This window comes from Desulfitobacterium dichloroeliminans LMG P-21439 (genome assembly GCF_000243135.2).
GTDB lineage: Bacteria > Bacillota > Desulfitobacteriia > Desulfitobacteriales > Desulfitobacteriaceae > Desulfitobacterium > Desulfitobacterium dichloroeliminans.
On record NC_019903.1, the window covers coordinates 505,633 to 524,510 of the forward strand.

Here is an 18,878-nt window from a genome sequence, read left to right on the forward strand (position 1 = left end):
ATTCTCTATTTTTCCCGTAAATCCTGCTTGGCTTCCGGCCAATACCAAAATTCCTTGATAATATCCTCAGCTCGAGCATCCCAAGCAATAATCTCACCATTAAGCAAGGTGAATGCTGTACCCACCAGCAAATCCCCACGAACATGCTCCCGAGCCCGCTCACTTGCCCGATTCGCTAAATGGAAGAGCAAATCGCCCCATCCCTGAGCCAGTACTTCTTCAGCAGCCCCTTCAACTGTAGGAAATTCAGCGAACTTTAGCAATGACTCTTGGGGAACCCCGGCCAGTGCCGCATGTGCCACAAGAATCTCCATGCGAGCATCGGCCACATGGGTATGGGTATGAAATATTCCACCAGCAACTTTAATAAGCTTTCCGATATGGCCCAAAAGTACCACCTTCTCAAACTTGCGATAAGCGGCTTCTTCCAATAAAAAACCCACAAAGTTGCTCATCTGCACAATAGCTTCCTCGGGCACCCTCAGTTGTCCGCTGGCTACCTTAAACCCATAGTTGCCTGGGGTCAAAATAATAGCTTTATGACCATAGCCCATCGCTTGATCCAACTCCGGAAGGATCGAATTCTTAAACGCTTCTTCTGACATCGGGCGAACAATCCCTGTGGTTCCTAAGATAGATATTCCCCCGATGATTCCTAAACGGGGATTGAGAGTCTTTTGGGCAATACTCTCTCCTTCAGGCGCTTCAATCACAACCTGGACTTCTTCCCGAGGAAAAACTTCACGTACAGCCGCTTCAATCATTTGGTGTGGCACAGGATTGATGGCAGGCTCTCCCTGAGGGACTTGAAGTCCCTTTTTGGTGACGACACCTATTCCCCGACCACCGCAGATATGGATTTTTCCTTGGTCGGAAAGGATTCGCACCTGGGCTTGTATTTCTAGACCATGGGTAACGTCCGGATCATCTCCTGCATCCTTTATTATTCCTACCCGCGCCCAATCATTCTCCTTTTCTCTATTGTGAATTGGTAGGGGAAGCTGTTCTCCTCGAGGCAGAGTAATCTCGATCTTCGGACCCGGGTCTATTCCTTGGAGCCATAGACACGCGGCTTTCGCTGCTCCGGCTGCACAGCTTCCTGTGGTATATCCCGTTTTCCAAGAATGCCTTTCCTTCTTCTCTTTTCTCATATCTGCCGTCCTAACTTTCTTGGTATTAGCCTAGTAACTTAAATTTACTTTTGGGAGTCAAATTCATACATTTCTTTAATAAACAACCGCACTTGACCCATGCATTCGGCAAAGCGCTGATATTCCTCTTCACCCTTGGTTTCCAGAAACGCACCACAGCGATGTTCGAGGGCTTTTTCTATCTGAAAAATGGTCTCTTCTCCATGCTTGGTAAGAGCTATTTTTACATAACGCTCATCTTCAGGATCTCGTACACGCCTTAAGAAGCCAGCTGATTCTAATTTCTTACACATTGATGACGCATTACCACTGGAAAGGCCGATGATACTTCCTAAAGTACCTACAGTGTGGGGGCCACCTTCCTTAACTTCAACCAAAATACGAGTTTGCATCAAAGTTAAATCGTATTTTTCAACGATCGGGCGGAAAGCATTGGCCATACTCTCACTAATCGTCCTTAAAAAATCCCAAATCTCATTCTCAAACACCATACTTCTCATCGATACTGCCTCCAAAGCCAAACAAATAACTTCTTTACGCCATATATGTCCTAAATTCCACGTGTGTTTTTTATTAGCTTCAAAAATCACTATTTCACGAAGAATTTAGACTGCTTCTCACACATTGTAACATTATTTACAACCACCTTTCAATCATTTTTGATAAATCATTGATTTCATCTTTGCTGCAATGATACTTAATAAACTCTGCAAGTTATCCACAGAGCAACACTCAATTTTATTGATGATATTCTTATTATACCAGACATTTTTCATACACTCCCTTGTACGGATAGTTTTCCGACAACTTCATGATTACATATCTTGCGGTTTTGATTATTTTTGCTGCAAGAAATACATACTTCAAACGAAAGGTCTTTATTTGCTGTCTGTATTCTGAAGAGTCCAAGGAATCAAACTTGAACAACAAAAATAGGTTATATGAAAGCATCATCATTTGAAACACGGCTTCATTCGCCCAAAATGACTTTAGCAAGAGATGACCCACCGCCATGTCGTATTTGGCTTCTTTGATATAGTTTTCAGCATTACCACGCTTTTCATAGTATATAACTACTTTTTCAGAAAGCAAGGTAGTATTTGTTACAAAGAAAAAGTAGTCGTATTCGGAACCTTCTAAAAGTGATAATTGTGCTCTTTCTTTTTCTGGTTTCAGTACGCGAGATACGACAAATCTTCTGTCTTTTTCCCATTTAACTAATTTTGTATACAGTTCTGTAGTTTCTCTACCTTCTTCTCCTTTAACGAATACAATTGATGAATTCGTTGCTTGTGAGGTGAGTGTAGAATAACTTTTGGCTTTAATTAAATATTTGCATCCAAGAGATTCTATCGTTTCGATAATTTTTTCATCAAAGTAGCCACTATCCATTCGAAATAAAATTTCTAAATCGTCTGATTTGATGTTAGCAACAATTTCTTTGATCATTTCCGCAGCACCGTTTGCAGTGTAAGTATTGCCACTTCTTACAAATCCGGTAACATATGCTTTTAATTCGTCGCAAAATGCAAATTGGATATTGTAGCATCGGTTTCCCAGTTTCTTAGGATTATATCCTTTTGACGCACCTTCTTGATGACCTTCTACGTTAATTACACTACTATCAATATCAATCGTAATGGATGTCAATTTACTTTTAGTGAGCAGTTTTTTAAAGACTTTAAAATTAATGTCTCTAAACATTTGGGTTGTCTTGAAGTTGAAGTTTCCTAGAAACCGTGACACTGTTTCAGGTTCTTTTACGGAAATATCAAACTCGTTGACGAGGGGATCATTTTGAAGTAGCTTTAGACGTTCTAACTTATCAATGCCAATGAAGTGACCGCAGAGCATGGTCTTTATATGATTCATCTTGATTTTATTTGTTGAGTCATTATCAAATACGAGGTCATTTTCAATAAAATCAAAAATCCCATTGCTTTTTGCATTCTCAAGGAGCAGAAAAAGACCTGCATTTGATGTTAGATTCTTAGCTTTGAAATCAATTTTATTAATCATAATTAGAACCCCTTTTTACTACTTTTCTTACTATTATTTTACCATATATCGAGTCATAAAAGCTGATAATTTAACATATTTTTGAGCACTTTTCTTTCACCCAATGGGTGAAAGCTGAATTTCGAAGGAACGCATATTTATCAAGGCTTTGATTATGCTTTTTGAAGTACTGACGTAGAATCTAGGTATTAATTACTATAACAACAAACGATTACAAAGGGATCTTGGCGTATTAACACCAATAGAGAAACATGAAAGTTATTTACAAGCAGCATAAAAACTGCCAGTAGGTGTAACCCGCTGGCAGAAAAGATTTATACTTTTTCAATTGTCTACTTGACGGGGTGCAGTCCATAATTGCCTGACACCCCGATTAACAATTTTTATAATTAAACTGCTTGGCCGTATGTTGCTCGTCGTTCTCATCTTAGTTGTCATCAAGACTTTAGATTCCAGGATTGAGTTCCCTCCATACAAAGATTACTTAAATCTACCGATCTATCTTAGAAGAGCTACAAGGAAGTGATAAGATGGGGGCATTGCAAAACAACTTGTTTAAAGGAGTTAGCAAGACTCTCTTTCCTTTATGCAATAAAGGATTTTACTCCCGCATTGTTGAATTCAAAAAGCAATATGCAGTCGACGATTAGTAAACGGAGGGAGATTATGAACCCTGTTGGATAAGCTCTTCGTTAAAGGGGGTGAACATTTTAGCGGATGCCATCTACCATCATGCTAATCATGGAGTCTAGGTAGGTCTGCCAACGTCAGATAAACATCTGAGACGCTACTGAATGAATATAGAAATGATGAGGTGAGATAATGGAGAGTGTAATCAAAACGATTCCGTTTCATTTACAAGCATATCAAATCTTAAGGGAATCCATTTTATCTGGGAAATTACAACCGGGCGAACGTTTGCGTGAACTTAAGCTTTCACAACAATTAGGGGTGAGTCGCAGTCCGGTTCGGGAAGCAATGCGCATGTTAGAGCAGGACGGGCTTGTTGTTAACCTCGATAGTGGCACAGTAGTCAACCCGATGGATATAGACGACATTAAAGAAGTTTACCAATGCCGGATTGCATCCGAAGCCTATGCGGGTTTTTTAGCGGTACAGAAGATAAATGATGATGAAATCGCTGAATTGATACACCTTGTGAATGAAGCAGAAATCGCCTATGGGAAAGATGATCCTGAGCGAGTTGTTGCCTTAAATACGGCCTTTCATGATAAAATCGTTAGCATTAGCGGAAATAGCCGATTGATCGAAATTGTTGAAAAGATTCGTTCGCTAAGTATCTTATCGAGAAACAGGGAAGTGAAGCTTTATTCACGATCAAGGGAGTATCTTGATGAACATAAAGAGATCATTGATGCCCTTAAGGACAAAGACCCTTACAAGGTAGAAAAGGTCATTCGAAAACATATTGAAAAGGACTGGGAGTATTATTCACTCCAATATGAGGCCAAACATTAGCACAATAGAAATTCTAAGCAAAGTCATTTTATGGAGTAATGGTGGAGAATTATTGATGCTACTTTATTGAAGATAACTATCGAAAATTATATTTTCAAAGCAAAAATGGAGGAACAAAGAGCTCCCGAAACCTGCTCGGTGTTTCTTAGGTCATTACCTTTTAAAAGTAAATAATCCATGTTAGGTGGAGTGGTGAGGCGACCTCGATCCCATTGGGGGTCTTAAACTTTGGAGTAGGATACGAGAATCATACAAGTCATCCCTCCAAAGGGAGGTATCGCTTTATCCAGGAGGAATAAGTGAGACTGAAATATTATTACCCTATGGAAGTACAAGCTTTTCAAGTAAAGTTGACAACTTGCAGGCAATCACTTCGTGACAATCATTGAAGGGACAGAACTATTGCAAGGTCTTGGACGAGAAATCCTTTGGGAAGGGGCTAAAGATATTTTAATTGAACTGGCTTAATTTAAAAACGGTTTCGGGGAAATTGGAATAAATTGAATCTTACGTGTGAGTTATTATAGTGTGTTCCCTCAACTATTCGTTTGTGGGAATTTTTTGTTGGGAGGCTGAAAACTTTTTAAAAGAATAGGAAATAATTGCTTGCAGTCTGGTCAATATTGAGTGTGAATTTTGCTTGTTCAAGAAGGATTATCAGTAATTTGTTGAAATGTGAATATTGGCGAAAATCCTGTGTTATGCTATAAATTAATGGGAAAATAGTGCAATTCGTTTTTAAGTATGATTTTGCTTGTAGAGGATGTGAACCCATGAAGATTACTGAAAAGGATATGAAGCGTTTGTCTTTGCAGAGTCGCCTGGAACTGACTCCTAAGGAAGAAGTCACCTACACTAAGTCTCTTGAGGAAAGCTTAAGCTATATGGATCGCTTGAAAGAACTGGACCTAGGAACCACAGAGCCGGCCTCCCTGGTACTCCCTATAATTAACGTGTTTCGAGAAGACGTGCCACAAGCTGGAATGAACAAGGAACTGGTTTTTGCTAATGCCCCAGAGGAAGAAGAAGGGACTTTTAAAGTACCTCGTATTATCTAGACAGGAGGCTTTTCATGGAACTCAATACATTAACAGTTCAGCAACTGAGTGGACTTCTAGAGAAGAAGGAAGTCAGCAGTCTTGAAATAACCCAGGATTATTTGAACCGAATTAAGAAAATGGACAATGACCTTCAAGCTTTTGTAACGATTACAGAAACGGAGGCTTTAGATCAGGCTAGGCTAGTGGATGAGAAACGGATGCGGGGGGAAGAACTATCTTCCCTGGCAGGAATACCGATGGCCGCTCAAGACAATATTTGCACAGGTGGAGTTAAGACGACGTGTGCGTCAAAAATGCTCAATAACTATATTCCTCCTACCGATGCCACTGCGATTGTTCGGTTAAAGAAAGCCGGCTCTATCTTAATCGGTAAAACCAATATGGATGAGTTTGGTATGGGTTCTTCTACGGAGAATTCAGCCTTCTTTACTACCAAAAATCCTTATAATTATACATCGGTTCCTGGAGGAGCCGGTGGAGGTTCGGCAGCTGCAGTAGCAGCTGGGGAAACTACTTTTGCCTTAGGTTCAGACATGGGAGGGGATATCCGTCAGCCGGCGGCATTTTGCGGAGTAATAGGCTTTAAGCCTACTTACGGCTATGTGCCAAGAACCGGTCTGATCTCTACGGCATCCTCGCTTGACCAGATGGGTGCCTTTTCCCGAGATATGACCGATATGGCTCTGATCCTCAACACGATTTGTGGTCATGATGCCTATGATTCAACATCAGCTTTGGTGGCTGTTCCCGATTTCCAAAAAAGCCTCATCAATGATGTGAAAGGCTTAAAAATAGGTTTACCCAAGGAGTATTTTGCGGCAGGGGTGGAACCCAAGGTGGCAGCGAAGTTCCAAGAAGCCATTAAGAAACTAGAGGAATTAGGAGCTAGCTGTATAGAGATTTCTTTACCCCATACCGAATACGCCGTAACGGCTCATTACATCATTTCCTGTGCCGAAGCTAGCTCTAATCTGGCACGCTATGACGGAGTGCGCTATGGTCAAAGAGTCGATGGGGAAGATGTCCTGAGCATGTTTATGAAGACCCGCAGTCAGGGCTTTGGTGCCGAAGTGAAAAGAAGAATCTTAACGGGTACCCATGTGTTGAGCACTGGAAAGTATGATGAGTATTACACAGAGGCTCTTAAGGTTCGGACTCTTAATAAAGAGGATTTTGCGCAAGCTTTTGAAAAAGTGGATTGTCTTTTGACCCCTGCCACCCTTACAACTGCCTATAGAAGTGGTGAAATGGCTGGGGATCCCTTGGCCATGTATAGGTCTGATGTTTGTGCAATACCCGCTAGTCTGGCTGGTTTGCCCGCAATGTCTCTGCCTTTTGGATTAGTAGATCAAATGCCCGTAGGCCTGCAATTGATCGGCAGTCACTTCAACGATAAAACCTTACTGAGGGTTGGGTATGCTTTGGAACAAAATACTGATCAAACTCGTCTGAAACCTAATCTAATCCGTGGCTAGTTCAGTATCAAGTGATTCTTAGCTTCAGATGGAGTTTGTCGAAGAGGACAATTATTAATAGGGGGTCAAAATGAGTACATATGAAGCAGTTATTGGTTTAGAGGTTCATGTAGAGTTAAAAACACAGTCCAAGTTATTTTGTGGTTGTTCTACTGAATTTGGCAAAGAGCCCAATACGCAAGTGTGTCCGGTTTGCCTTGGACTACCTGGTAGTGCAGGGGTTTTAAATAAAAAGGTCGTAGAGTTGGCCACCAAGGCTGGACTGGCTTTAAATTGCGAAATAGGCACCCATACCTGGTTTGATCGCAAAAACTACTATTATCCCGACTTGCCAAAAGGCTATCAGGTTTCACAGGTCTTCCGGCCCATTGCCTATAAAGGATATTTAGATATTGAGGTTGAGGATCAGCAGATGCGGATTAACATTACTAGGGCTCATATCGAAGAAGATCCTGGTAAGCTAGTTCATTCCGGCGCCTCGATTACTACTTCTCATTCTTCTAGTGCGGACTATAACCGTTCAGGAATCCCTCTTGTTGAAATCGTCTCCGAACCAGAAATTCGCTCAGGTGAAGAGGCTAAAGTTTATCTCGAGAAGCTGAAGGCCATCTTAGAATATACGGGTGTTTCCGATGTGAAGATGGAGCAGGGTTCTCTACGCTGCGATGCCAATGTCTCCATTCGCCCGGTAGGGACCACCACTCTAGGTACAAAGACAGAGATTAAGAATATGAACTCCTTCCGTGCTGTCCAGCGCGCTATTGAATATGAAGTGGAGAGGCAGATTGCTGTAGTGCAAGATGGGGAGGCCATCATTCAAGAGACTAGGGGTTGGGATGAGAATAAGGGGATCACCCTATCGATGCGCAATAAGGAAAACCCTGATTATAGATGCTTCATTGATGCAGAACTTACTCATATCAAGCTGACACCGGAGTGGATCGAAGGGGTAAAAGCTTCCCTTCCGGAATTACCCGATGCTCGTCAGAAAAGGCTAGTTGAAGAGTACGGGCTGCCGGCTTATGATGCGGCCGTCATTACCAGCTCACTGGATTTGGCTGAGTTTTTTGATGCCACATTGGATCAATTTCCAGATGCTAAATTAATCAGCAACTGGATTATGGGGGAGCTCTTACGTCTATTGAATGCCCAAAATCTGGAGCTGAGTGAGGCTAAGGTTACACCAGATCGATTAGCTAAACTTCTTGCGCTGATTAAGAAAGGGACCATTAGCAACAAAATCGGCAAAGAGGTTTTTGAGCTGATGTTTAAGGAAGGTAAAGAGCCGGAGCAAATCGTGGAGGAAAAGGGTCTGGTTCAGATCTCTGACGAGGGACAATTAACTGAGATTCTTACGGAGATTATCGCTAAGAACCCTAAGTCCGTGGAGGATTTCCAATCCGGTAAGGAACAAGCCATCGGCTTTTTGGTTGGTCAAGTCATGAAGGCCACCAAAGGGCAGGCCAATCCAGGTGCCGTCAATGGGATGCTTAGGGAAATGCTAACAAAAAAATAGTAGGTGGTGCTAAAGCTGGAATTGCCACTGAGCGGGAATCTAAAGAATAGACGCCTTTATAAAGAGTCTATATCTTTAGGTTTTTTTTTCTGTATAATCAAATGCAAAGCACTTCAAGAATATTAAAATGGACCCCGTAAAGTGGACACTTAAAAAAGTCCCTTTGTGTCCAGTTTTTATTGACAGTTCCAAGTAAGACAAGGACTGCAGCTATGGACAAGGCAATGGGTAATTTTAACATACAAGACTAACGACTGCTAGGACCTTTGCCACCTATGCTAGTTATCGTTAACAATTATTTGAGCACATATTTGTTTGCTAGCGATAAATGAATCAGAGGTACTTTGTTGTATAATCAAAGTGTGAAAGATAAGAAAATTCGAGGAAATACACACAATCAGCAATTGATGTTTCATTTGCTGGAGCGACAGAGTGACCCAACAGGCTTTGAACTGTTTGGGTTGGCTGCCTAAACAAATCCAGTTAAGGGGGGATGTGACGTCTCGAAATTACTCACGGGTAAAATTGTTTTTAGCCTTGATGCAGTGATTTTTAGTTTTTCAGTCTTAAGGTCAAGTTTTAGGAGGTAAATTCAAATGAAAAAAGTAATCGGGTTGATTCTAGCCGTTACCTTAACCTTAACTGGATGCGCTTCAAAAACGAATAGCGGTGGAGACTCCAGTAACGCAGGGTCAAGTGAAAAACAAATTGTAATGAAAATTGGACATACCCAGATCGAACAGAGCCCACGTCATGCAGTGTCCTTAAAGTTTAAAGAGTATGTAGAAAAAGAAAGTAATGGCAGAATCGCAGTTCAAATTTATCCAAATTCACAACTAGGTAACTCCAAGGAACAAGTCGAAGGTTTACAAACAGGGTCAATAGAGATGGTTGTTTTTCCAACCACATCTGTAACGGATTTCCAACCAATCTTTACTTTGCCTGATATTCCTTACCTTTTCCCAACTGATCAACAGAAACTATTAGAACTTTATAAAACGGATGAATTCAAAGCATTTATGGCTACAGGTGATGAAAAAGGTTTTAAGGCCTTAGCCACTTTGTTTGAGGGCTATTCAACCATCTCATCTAAGGATCCAGTAACTGAGGCAGATCAATTAAAAGATATGAAACTTCGAATCATTGGTAGTAACATTGCTAAGACTTACTATACAAACTTAGGCGTCCCGCCCAATGTTATTGCATTTTCCGAAGTTTATACTTCATTACAAACGGGTCGAATCAATTCATTAGATATCCCTATCTCTCAAATGTATGAAAATAAGTTCTATGAAGTCTGTGAAAACATGACAGAGACCAAACATTTTGCGTTGACAAGTTTTATAATGGTTAACAAAAATTGGTATGATGCTCTTCCTGAAGATCTCCAAAAAATTATTACTGATGGTGCAGAAGTGGCAGCACCTGCAGCAGCAGGTGTCGTTGACGATACAACTGCAAAAGCTAGAACTGACATGCCAGGTGTTCAATTCCTTCAACCTTCTGAGGATTTAGTTGAGAAACTTAAAGAGCAAACCAGCAAGATGGAAGAAGAGTACGTGAAAATAAATGGTGACAAGGGCAAGCAAATTCTAGATGGTATTAAGCAAGCGATTCAAGGACTAAATTAATTAAAAATTCTCATAGAGGGTTGGGAGTTCTTCATCCCAACCCTCTAAAATTAAGGAAGGAGTGACTACAATGGGTGATACTGCAAAAGACACTTCCAAATATAAAGTCCTTATTACCCTCGATAATCTCCAGACTAAGATTGAAAAGGGAGTAGTATCCTTAGGTCTCATATTTGCTACATTAATCTTATTTCTAAATATTTTGTATAGCGCTATTGCCGGAACAACAGTGCCTTGGGCATCCGAGATAACACAATACATTATGGTTTGGGTCATATTTATTGGGGCTAGCCTTCTGATGAGATCCACAGGACATGTAACCATGGATTTAATTGCGAGATTTATTTCAAAAAAAGTGGTCCTGTATTTGGATGTTTTTATTTACACTATTGTTTGTGTTTTTTTGGCTTATCTATCATATATTGGCTGGAATATGACTTTAGATGTGTATATGACTGGACAATCAATGTCCACCATCAACGCATCCATGGCATGGGTTTACCTAGGTTTCCCGGTTGGTGTATTTCTTATGGCTATTAATGCGCTAAAGCTTGTCGCTATTAAGTTAAGACAAGCAATGAGGGGGGAAATAACTTGACAACAGGTGTTTTTTTAGTAATATTGATGATTGCCTTGTTATTCATTGGTTTTCCTGTATTTGTAGCGCTGTCTATGCCTGCAACCTTGGCTGTTCTCTTATTTTTATCAGGTGTAGAACCGACCATTGTGGTTCAAAGGATGATTTCAGGAGTTAACTCCTTTACGTTATTAAGTCTTCCTCTGTTCGTTCTTTTGGCAGATATTATTGCTAGGGGCGTCATGGGCGATAAAATCATCAATATGACAAAGGATATGGTAGGCCATTTTAAAGGTGGGATTGCCATAACAGTAGTTCTTGCTTCTCTTGTTTTTGGTGCAATATCAGGGTCGGGAACAGCATCCATGTTAGCCTTGGGCAGTGTTTTTTTGGTCGCCTTACGGCAAGGAAATTATGATGATATTTTTTCGTATGGACTTATCAGTACTAGCAGTAGTCTATCTTCATTGATTCCCCCCGGAGTTGCAATGATTTTATATGCTACTATTACTGGAACATCAGTACAGGACGTGTTTTTAGTCGGACTGAGTATGGGTATAGTTTTCGGTGTCATCCTTGCTGCTTATGGTGTTTTTTATGCCATTAAAAATAAGATTCCCGTCATTGGTAAATTTAACGCCAGGGCTTGTTTAAAGAGCTTAAAAGAAGGTTTTTGGACCATTTTGGCACCAGTGCTTATTTTAGGTGGTATTTACGGAGGGTTTGTGACCCCCACTGAAGCTGCTGCTTTGGCCGTCGTATATGCCTTAGTCATCGAAGTGTTTGTATATCGCTCCTTTAAGCTTAAAGAGATATTTGGAATTGCTATTCAATCTGCTAAGACCAGCACTATGATTTTGGTTTTAATCTCTGCCGGAACAATTATGTCTTGGGTTATGACCATTGCGCAGATTCCGCAAACCGTTGGGCAGTTGCTCTTAAATGTCCCAGACTCCATGGTTTTACTCATTATTACCATAGTGTTTATTGTCTTAGGTATGTTTATTGATGGCTTCTCGGCAATGGTCATCATGGTGCCTATCCTCTTCCCCGTTATTCAAAGAATGGGAATGGATCCATCACTATTTGGCGTGCTGATTGTTTTAAACACTGCCATTGGAACCAATACTCCGCCCTTTGGTATTCACATCTTCGCTGGAGTGAGCAAATTCAATGTTAGCTATCTTACTATGGTAAGAGCACTTATGCCCTTTGTTATCCTTAGTTTGATAAGCTTGTTGATTTTCACATATATACCAGGAGTAGCTATGTGGTTGCCAAATCTATTGAAGCTTTTTTAGTTGAATTAGTAGGTAAACTCTAGATATCCAGCACCAGGAGAGGAGAGAGCTTTATGAAAAAATATAACATTGCGGTAATCCCTTTGGATGGAGTCGGTAAAGATGTGATTCCGTTGGGCGCCAAAGCAATGCAACTGGCACAGCAAATTCTTAGTGGCTTCGAATTGGATTTTCAATATTATGATGCAGGCGTCGAGTATGCAGTCAAAACCGGCAAGATGTGCGAGGAAAACCTAGGGGAAGAAGTTGCTAAGGCACATGCTATGCTCTGTGGTTCATCAGGTCACTATGATGTAGAAATGTCGAAATCTGAATATCCAGGATACAAGACTGGAATGCAAGTCCTTCAATTTTTACGCAGTGGTATGGGTAACAGTATTGGTTTGCGTCCTTTAAAATTACTAAAAGGCATTGACTGCCCGCTGAAAAATAAAGAAGAGATTGATGTGCTTCTTGTTCGTCAGCTTGCGGAGGGCTTTTATATTCGACCCGGTCATATGATTGGTGAGGATGCTGCTTATGATACTATCGTGGTCACTCGTAGCACCACAGAAAAATTTGCCGATGCTTGTTTTAAGTATGCTCGTGGACGCAATGGCCGTCGTAGTGACGGTAAAAGGATGGTGACCTTGGGAAATAAGCATGGAAATGTTACTTGTTTCGACTTCTATCGAAAGATTTTCACTGAAATCAGTGCAAATTATCCAGATATTGAATTGCATTTCACGCAAGTGGATGCTTTGGCGGAGCATCTTATTAAGGACCCGGATCGATTTGATGTCATCGCCTGTGAGAATATGATTGGCGATATTATTGGTGATATCGGAGCCTATATTACTGGCGGCATGGGTATTACTCCCACGGCAGATGTTGGAGGGGTGACTCCGCAGTTCCGACCGAACCATGGCACATTCCCACGTGCAGTGGGTAAGGGATTTGCTAATCCCTTTGCTAGCATCCTTACGGGTAGCCTATTGCTGGATACAATCGGTAATGATTGTGGCGATGACAACTTACGCATGGGTGCCAAACTCATCCAGAAGGCTGTGGAATATAACTTAACGACCGGTAGCCCCAAAACGAAAGATTTTGGAGGAAGTGCAAATACTTTCGAGGTGGCTGAAGCAGTATTCAAAGCAATGCAAGTAGTTAAATTTTAAGGTAAAGGGGAAATTGAAATGGTTAAAATTGAACATAACGTCCGCTATCAGGGTAGGCCTTCCAAGGTGGAGATGGAACGCCGTTGGAATCTAGCAAAGGAATTCATGAAAGAGCGCGGATTAGATTACGTTGTTACCCAAGCCAATGAAGGCGTGCTCTGCCAATATGTCCGCTGGTTTGCTGAGGTGCGTTCTCTTCATTACACTTACCTCCTTTTCGACAAAGACGGGGGTATGACCATGATTAGTCATGGAGGAACAGGTGGCAAAGCTGTACCATGGGAAGTTGGTCTAACCAATAACATTGCAATCCCTGTTTTCAATAATGCATGTTACGCCGATTCCTTTGGCGCTCAAAAAGCTGTGGAAGTCATCCAAAAGAAAGGCTGCAAAAAGCTTGGATTTATTGGAATGAACCTTATCACTGCAGGTTTCTACAATAACCTACTTAAGGGACTTCCAGGAGTTGAGACAGTCGATGTGACTGACGAGTTTGACTACCTAGTTGCTGTTAAATCAGAGGAAGAGATGAGCTTCTTGCAGGATGCCTGCGATTTACACGATGCTGCGGCTTATGCTATTCCTTCACTTGTGTACGCAGGACGCTTAGAGCGGGAGTTCGGTGCCGACCTTCATCGCCTAGCATTATTAATGGGTGCTGACGAATACCTTTCCAACCTTTTCGTTTGTTCGTCACGTCTTGCAGGACCTATGTATCATATTCATTATCAAAACAAGATTATTCAAGAGGGTGACGCTCTCAACGTATTGTTTGAGGTACCTAATCTTGTCGGATATTACGCAGATCTTCATCGTTATTTTAATGTTGGCACACCTGCTCCTGAGATGGTGGAGGTTATGGCAGCTGGAGAAGTACTTCAGGATTATCTGGCAGACCTTTGCCGACCAGGTGTTAGAGGGAAAGAAGTTTTCGCAGCCTGCAACGAATGGCTTACCAGGCATGGATTTGATCCTGAAATCCGTTTGTGCGGACATGGTCAAGGTTACGGGCTGGTAGAGCGCCCCTATTTTGATGCCTTTGATGACATGGTGCTCCAAGAAAACATGTATCTTGCTATCCATCCCACAGTAAAGGCTAAGGGTGCTTCTGTTCAGATTGGTGACAATTTCGTGGTAACTGCCGATGGAGCAAAACGTATGACCAAGCATCCGCGCGGATTAACAATTATTTAAGAATGAAGTTCTACAGCTCCACCTATTACATCTAGTAGGTGGAGCGAAATAACCCAGGATATCTTGATACGTTAAACATGGAAGGTTTACCACTGTAAGAATTTCGGGTTCAGAAAGGTAAACATATCCCTTAGTAAACGTTTGCTTTGCTGTGCCTAAAAATTCTCGGAAACTCCTAGAATTAGGACTCTATGTGAATTCTACGTGGCCTAGTTTATTTAACTTTTTAAAGAACTCAGATGTAAAGATATGATAATAATTTATAGGGAGTGTAACTTATGTACGACCTTCAGATCGTCAACGCAAAAATTGTAACTGAACAAGGTAAGATTGATGGCTGTATAACGATTAACAACGGAAAAATTGAGGCAATAAGCTCTACGCCTCTCGTCAACGCAAAGGAAACGATTGATGCTAAAGGACTTTTCGTTTTACCGGGATTTATTGATCAACACGTTCATTTTATGGATCTAGGGGAAAGCGAGCGTGAAGATTACATCCATGGTACTACCGCGGCTGCTATGGCTGGAGTGACAACGGTAATTGAGCATACTCATAGTCGCCCAATCCTTAAAGTTGAAGATTTCTCGAAGTATAAGGAATATTTTGAGCAAAGGGCTTTAGTCGATTTTGGCTTCGCAGCACATATATGGCCAGGTCAGTATGAGGAGTTAGAAAAGCTCTGGCAGGAAGGAGTATCTTATTTTAAGATGTTTACCTGCACCACACATGGTGTTCCTGGGCAAGATAATGCGAGCATCTATGGTGCTTTTTCAAAAGTTGCTTCTTTTGGTGGGAGCGTCTTAGTTCATTGTGAAGATGAAGCATTAACTGCAGAAAACGAAAAAATTCTTAAGGAAAACAATCGTGAAGATGGTCATGTGATTCAAGAATGGCGCTCCAAAGATGCTGAAGCTGTTTCGGTAGCCAATGTATGTTTTATTGCCAAAGAAACGGGAGCCCGTGTAACAATTGCCCATTTGAGTCATCCAGATGTAGTTCGTACAGTTCTGCAAGCAAAGGCAAGTGGCGCTAATGTTCTCTCAGAGATTTGCCCACAGTATTTATACCTCGAGGAAAATACTCTTGCAGAGAGGGGATCCTTTGGGAAGTTTACGCCACCGTCACGTTCAGCCCAAGAATCTGAGGAATTAATGGAACTGGTTGGTAATGGCGATCTCGATATTCTGGCTTCGGATCATGCTCCTTCAACAAAACAGCATAAAACTTCAGGATCAATATGGAAAACACCATTCGGACTACCGGGTATCGATACCACGAGTTCAGTAATGCTAACAGCGGTTAATAAAGGTAAACTTTCCTTAGAAAGATTTGTGCAAATGTATTCTGAGAATCCAGCGAAGGCTCTCGGTTTATACCCGAAAAAAGGATGTATTCGCGTGGGAGCAGATGCGGACCTAGTCTTAGTTGATATGGAAAGACAGTGGACTATTCAAGAGGATTCAATCCAGTCTAAAGCTAAATGGACGCCGTTCGAAGGTTTTGAATGCATCGGCAAGGCTGTCATGACGTTGTTAAGAGGTCAAGTCATTATGTCCGAGGGTCAATTACTAGGAAAACCTGGGGACGGAAAATACGTGAAGCGTGCTTAAAATATTCAAGTAGACATAACACTTCAAACCACGTCCCATAGCGGTAGGTGGTTTGAAGTATTATCTATAAGGAGGATGAAAAGCATGACTAAAAAAATAACAGTAATTGGATCTGGATTCACCGGTACTACAACCGCGTTTATGCTCGCCATGAAAGGGTTAGGAGATATCGTTTTACTGGATACGCCGTCAAAAGAGAATCCGACGAAGGGGAAAGCTCTGGACATAATGGAGGCTAGCCCTTTGATCCATTCTAGTGTTCAGATAACAGGTACTTCGAATTATAAAAGTACAGCCGATTCGGATGTTGTTATTATTACTGCCGGCATTGCACGTAAGCCAGGTATGTCTCGTGACGAACTATGCGATATTAACGCTGAGATTATCACAAATGTAGTTCATCAGGTTGTACGTTATTCACCGGATTGCACTCTTATCATTCTAAGTAATCCAGTTGATATAATGACATACATTGCTCTAAAAGCGTCACGTTTTACTCGGAATCGGGTTATCGGTCAATCCGGTGTACTTGATACAGCACGATTTCGGTACTTTGTAGCGGATGAGCTTAAAGTGTCTTCCGAAGATGTGACAGGATTTGTTCTAGGGGTTCATGGCGATGACATGGTACCACTTGTACGCTATTGTTCTGTCCATGGAATACCAATTCAGCAATTGCTTAGTGAGGAAAAAATTAAAAAAATCATCGAACGAACTCGTCATGCCGGTGCGGAAATTGTGAATTTGTTAGGCGATGGAAGTGCATATTATGCGCCTGCTGCTGCTTTAACAGCAATAGTAGAGTCGATTTTGTTGGATCAGCATCGTGTAATGCCTTGTGTGGTACACTTAGAAGGAGAACTAGGGTATAAAGATTTGGTACTAAGTGTTCCTGCTGTTATCGGAAAAAATGGAGTTGAAAAAATATTATCCATTGAGCTACTGCCTGACGAAAGGGAACTAATAGATCGATCTGTTGCATCAGTGAGATGTGGAATTAATTCTATTTTAGAGCGCAAAATTCAGTTGATTAGTTAAGACCATATCAAAGTAAAGTAAATAAAATATTTATAAAGTGAGGGTGGGTTAGTATGAGATTAGCATGTTTGCAGGTAGAAGCTCAAGACTGGAAAGAGTCTGGAAAAGCCTGGGCTGAAATAAAAAAATTAATCGTTGAAGCCTCCCAAAATCATGATCTACTTATAGTTCCAGAAAGTGTTTTTCCAGCTTACTTTTTACCTTCTTATGAAAAGCCGGAAGTTGAGGAAACCATCGAAACGATTCTGGATGAGATAAAAGAAATCTGTAAGCAAACAAAGACGTATATTGCTTTTGGCTACGCCTACAATAATGAAAACCTAGCTAGTCTTATTAACCCTCAAGGAGACGAAATTGCCAGAAAATCGAAAAGCAATCTCTGGCACTTTGATAAGAGATGGTTTAGTCAAGGGGCTGAAGTCGTAACAGCAGATACTGAATTTGGTAAAGTAGGTATCGTTATCTGTGCAGATGCACGTTTACCGGAGTTGGTGCGGTGCGTTGCCTTGGAGAATGTAAAACTAGTTATTGACTTGGCAAACCTTACGGCAACTGGACCAGAGATAAAAAAGCTAAGTAATGCTCAGAGCGACTATATGCTTGCTACAAGAGCTCGTGAAAATAAAGTCTGGCTGGCTGTTTCCGATAAATGGGGTGTCGAAGCAGAAACAGTGACCTATGCAGGCCGTTCTGCTGTTTATAGTCCGGATGGAATCTGTGTTGCGCAGGCCCCATCAGATCAGAATATGATCGTTTCAGTAGAGATCCCAACAGATGCTAAGGGCCAGATTGAATGTGTTGTTGAGGAGGATCTACCCCTCAGACGCCCGGATCTATATACTGTATTAACGACTGAAACAAAAAAATTACCGATTTACAACTGCTTGACAGAACCTGTTGTACCCGAACTTTTAACACCATACATCACCGTAAGCAGTTCTTTCGATAATGATGATTTTAAGAATGTTGATTTTAAAGACGCTAGAGTTAGACATGTTAAACGTCTTTTAGAACAAGAGCCAAATCTCATTGTTCTACCTGCAATTAGTGGTGAAGATGATACTACTTCCTATCAAGGTTTATTAAGTGATAATCAATATATTATAATGACCGGCTCTGCCGATGGAAGAACAAGAACCTGTTTAATCAGTAACAAGGAAGTTTTAGGTAGCTATGGCACCATGGATTCAGTTCCACAAAGTGATGCTATTAACCCAGAAAATAGTTTTCCTTTAGTTCAAAGCCTGCCCTTTGGTAATATAGGCTTTCTTCATGAAAAAGAAATGTTGTTACCTGAAGCTGCCCGTTGTTTAATGCTTAGTGGGGCCGATGCCGTCATTTGGCAGCATGGCATGTCCTTTGAAAAGGCCGCCCCTTTAGCTCGGACTCGGGCCGCGGAGAATCGGATTTTCATTATTGCAGTTTATTCCGACGTTCTTGGTAATTCTTCAAGTGCAGCAAGTTTTATCGTTGATCCGTCAGGAGGTATCATTGCATCAACTTTGCTTGGTAAGTCGCTTCATGCCACAGGTACTTACTGTAATTTCTGCAATGCACGCTTAAAAGCAGTAGTGCCTGGTACTCATATTGTTCTAGATCGGATTCCAGGTCATTATGAAAAGTTAACTCAAAACAATTAAAACAAGAACTGCCTTCACAATGT

General features: G+C 41.3%; 15 protein-coding genes. 12 read left to right on the forward strand and 3 right to left on the reverse strand.

The genetic code is table 11. From position 1 onward, the window contains the following. Positions 1-5: 5 nt before the first annotated feature. From cbiD to DESDI_RS02390, 3 genes are all read right to left on the reverse strand, one after another. Positions 6-1,151, reverse strand: a complete 1,146-nt coding sequence (cbiD, locus tag DESDI_RS02380) for a cobalt-precorrin-5B (C(1))-methyltransferase CbiD (protein WP_015261039.1) — start codon at positions 1,149-1,151, stop codon at positions 6-8. A 44-nt stretch (positions 1,152-1,195) separates the two neighbouring features. Beyond that, positions 1,196-1,651, reverse strand: a complete 456-nt coding sequence (locus tag DESDI_RS02385) for a MarR family winged helix-turn-helix transcriptional regulator (protein ID WP_015261040.1) — start codon at positions 1,649-1,651, stop codon at positions 1,196-1,198. 256 nt (positions 1,652-1,907) lie between these two features. Continuing rightward, the gene (locus DESDI_RS02390) at positions 1,908-3,170 is read right to left on the reverse strand and encodes an IS1380-like element ISEcp1 family transposase (protein ID WP_000608644.1); all 1,263 of its coding nucleotides are present in this window, start codon (positions 3,168-3,170) and stop codon (positions 1,908-1,910) included. Positions 3,171-3,992: 822 nt separating this feature from the next. Between DESDI_RS02390 and DESDI_RS02395 the strand changes: the two genes are divergently transcribed. The 12 genes from DESDI_RS02395 (at position 3,993) to DESDI_RS02450 (ending at position 18,855) form a co-directional block, all read left to right on the forward strand. Beyond that, entirely contained in the window at positions 3,993-4,649 is a 657-nt protein-coding gene (locus DESDI_RS02395) for a GntR family transcriptional regulator (protein WP_015261041.1), read from the forward strand. 773 nt (positions 4,650-5,422) lie between these two features. Further along, the gene (gene gatC / locus DESDI_RS02400; protein WP_015261042.1) at positions 5,423-5,707 is read left to right on the forward strand and encodes an Asp-tRNA(Asn)/Glu-tRNA(Gln) amidotransferase subunit GatC; all 285 of its coding nucleotides are present in this window, start codon (positions 5,423-5,425) and stop codon (positions 5,705-5,707) included. A gap of 14 nt (positions 5,708-5,721) precedes the next feature. Further along, positions 5,722-7,185 (forward strand): Asp-tRNA(Asn)/Glu-tRNA(Gln) amidotransferase subunit GatA, encoded by a 1,464-nt coding sequence (gene gatA / locus DESDI_RS02405; RefSeq protein ID WP_015261043.1) that lies wholly within the window; start codon positions 5,722-5,724, stop codon positions 7,183-7,185. Positions 7,186-7,255: 70 nt separating this feature from the next. Continuing rightward, the gene (gene gatB, locus DESDI_RS02410; protein WP_015261044.1) at positions 7,256-8,701 is read left to right on the forward strand and encodes an Asp-tRNA(Asn)/Glu-tRNA(Gln) amidotransferase subunit GatB; all 1,446 of its coding nucleotides are present in this window, start codon (positions 7,256-7,258) and stop codon (positions 8,699-8,701) included. Between the two features lie 596 nt (positions 8,702-9,297). Next, positions 9,298-10,332 carry a TRAP transporter substrate-binding protein gene (locus tag DESDI_RS02415; protein ID WP_015261045.1) on the forward strand — a complete coding sequence of 345 codons (1,035 nt, stop codon included), beginning with the start codon at positions 9,298-9,300 and terminating at the stop codon, positions 10,330-10,332. A gap of 70 nt (positions 10,333-10,402) precedes the next feature. Further along, complete coding sequence (locus DESDI_RS02420) at positions 10,403-10,930, forward strand: TRAP transporter small permease (RefSeq protein ID WP_015261046.1); 528 nt, start codon at positions 10,403-10,405, stop codon at positions 10,928-10,930. After that, positions 10,927-12,210 carry a TRAP transporter large permease gene (locus tag DESDI_RS02425; protein ID WP_015261047.1) on the forward strand — a complete coding sequence of 428 codons (1,284 nt, stop codon included), beginning with the start codon at positions 10,927-10,929 and terminating at the stop codon, positions 12,208-12,210. The genes DESDI_RS02420 and DESDI_RS02425 overlap by 4 nt, the downstream gene beginning before the upstream one ends. A gap of 53 nt (positions 12,211-12,263) precedes the next feature. Beyond that, positions 12,264-13,370, forward strand: a complete 1,107-nt coding sequence (locus DESDI_RS02430; RefSeq protein WP_015261048.1) for an isocitrate/isopropylmalate family dehydrogenase — start codon at positions 12,264-12,266, stop codon at positions 13,368-13,370. 18 nt (positions 13,371-13,388) lie between these two features. Continuing rightward, the gene (locus DESDI_RS02435) at positions 13,389-14,564 is read left to right on the forward strand and encodes a M24 family metallopeptidase (RefSeq protein WP_015261049.1); all 1,176 of its coding nucleotides are present in this window, start codon (positions 13,389-13,391) and stop codon (positions 14,562-14,564) included. A gap of 278 nt (positions 14,565-14,842) precedes the next feature. Then, on the forward strand, positions 14,843-16,177 hold the full coding sequence (locus DESDI_RS02440) for a dihydroorotase (RefSeq protein ID WP_015261050.1): 1,335 nt from the start codon (positions 14,843-14,845) through the stop codon (positions 16,175-16,177). An 84-nt stretch (positions 16,178-16,261) separates the two neighbouring features. After that, the gene (mdh, locus tag DESDI_RS02445; protein ID WP_015261051.1) at positions 16,262-17,215 is read left to right on the forward strand and encodes a malate dehydrogenase; all 954 of its coding nucleotides are present in this window, start codon (positions 16,262-16,264) and stop codon (positions 17,213-17,215) included. Positions 17,216-17,268: 53 nt separating this feature from the next. Beyond that, positions 17,269-18,855: a nitrilase-related carbon-nitrogen hydrolase gene (locus tag DESDI_RS02450; RefSeq protein ID WP_015261052.1), complete on the forward strand. Its 1,587-nt coding sequence runs from the start codon at positions 17,269-17,271 to the stop codon at positions 18,853-18,855. The last annotated feature ends 23 nt before the right edge of the window (positions 18,856-18,878 follow it).

Excerpts from the sequence above, each read along its gene's own strand:
- cbiD (WP_015261039.1), bottom strand. The coding sequence starts at position 1,151 with ATGAGAAAAGAGAAGAAGGAAAGGCATTCTTGGAAAACGGGATATACC.
- DESDI_RS02385 (WP_015261040.1), bottom strand. The coding sequence starts at position 1,651 with ATGAGAAGTATGGTGTTTGAGAATGAGATTTGGGATTTTTTAAGGACG.
- DESDI_RS02390 (WP_000608644.1), bottom strand. The coding sequence starts at position 3,170 with ATGATTAATAAAATTGATTTCAAAGCTAAGAATCTAACATCAAATGCA.
- DESDI_RS02395 (WP_015261041.1), top strand. The coding sequence starts at position 3,993 with ATGGAGAGTGTAATCAAAACGATTCCGTTTCATTTACAAGCATATCAA.
- gatC (WP_015261042.1), top strand. The coding sequence starts at position 5,423 with ATGAAGATTACTGAAAAGGATATGAAGCGTTTGTCTTTGCAGAGTCGC.
- gatA (WP_015261043.1), top strand. The coding sequence starts at position 5,722 with ATGGAACTCAATACATTAACAGTTCAGCAACTGAGTGGACTTCTAGAG.
- gatB (WP_015261044.1), top strand. The coding sequence starts at position 7,256 with ATGAGTACATATGAAGCAGTTATTGGTTTAGAGGTTCATGTAGAGTTA.
- DESDI_RS02415 (WP_015261045.1), top strand. The coding sequence starts at position 9,298 with ATGAAAAAAGTAATCGGGTTGATTCTAGCCGTTACCTTAACCTTAACT.
- DESDI_RS02420 (WP_015261046.1), top strand. The coding sequence starts at position 10,403 with ATGGGTGATACTGCAAAAGACACTTCCAAATATAAAGTCCTTATTACC.
- DESDI_RS02430 (WP_015261048.1), top strand. The coding sequence starts at position 12,264 with ATGAAAAAATATAACATTGCGGTAATCCCTTTGGATGGAGTCGGTAAA.
- DESDI_RS02435 (WP_015261049.1), top strand. The coding sequence starts at position 13,389 with ATGGTTAAAATTGAACATAACGTCCGCTATCAGGGTAGGCCTTCCAAG.
- DESDI_RS02440 (WP_015261050.1), top strand. The coding sequence starts at position 14,843 with ATGTACGACCTTCAGATCGTCAACGCAAAAATTGTAACTGAACAAGGT.
- mdh (WP_015261051.1), top strand. The coding sequence starts at position 16,262 with ATGACTAAAAAAATAACAGTAATTGGATCTGGATTCACCGGTACTACA.
- DESDI_RS02450 (WP_015261052.1), top strand. The coding sequence starts at position 17,269 with ATGAGATTAGCATGTTTGCAGGTAGAAGCTCAAGACTGGAAAGAGTCT.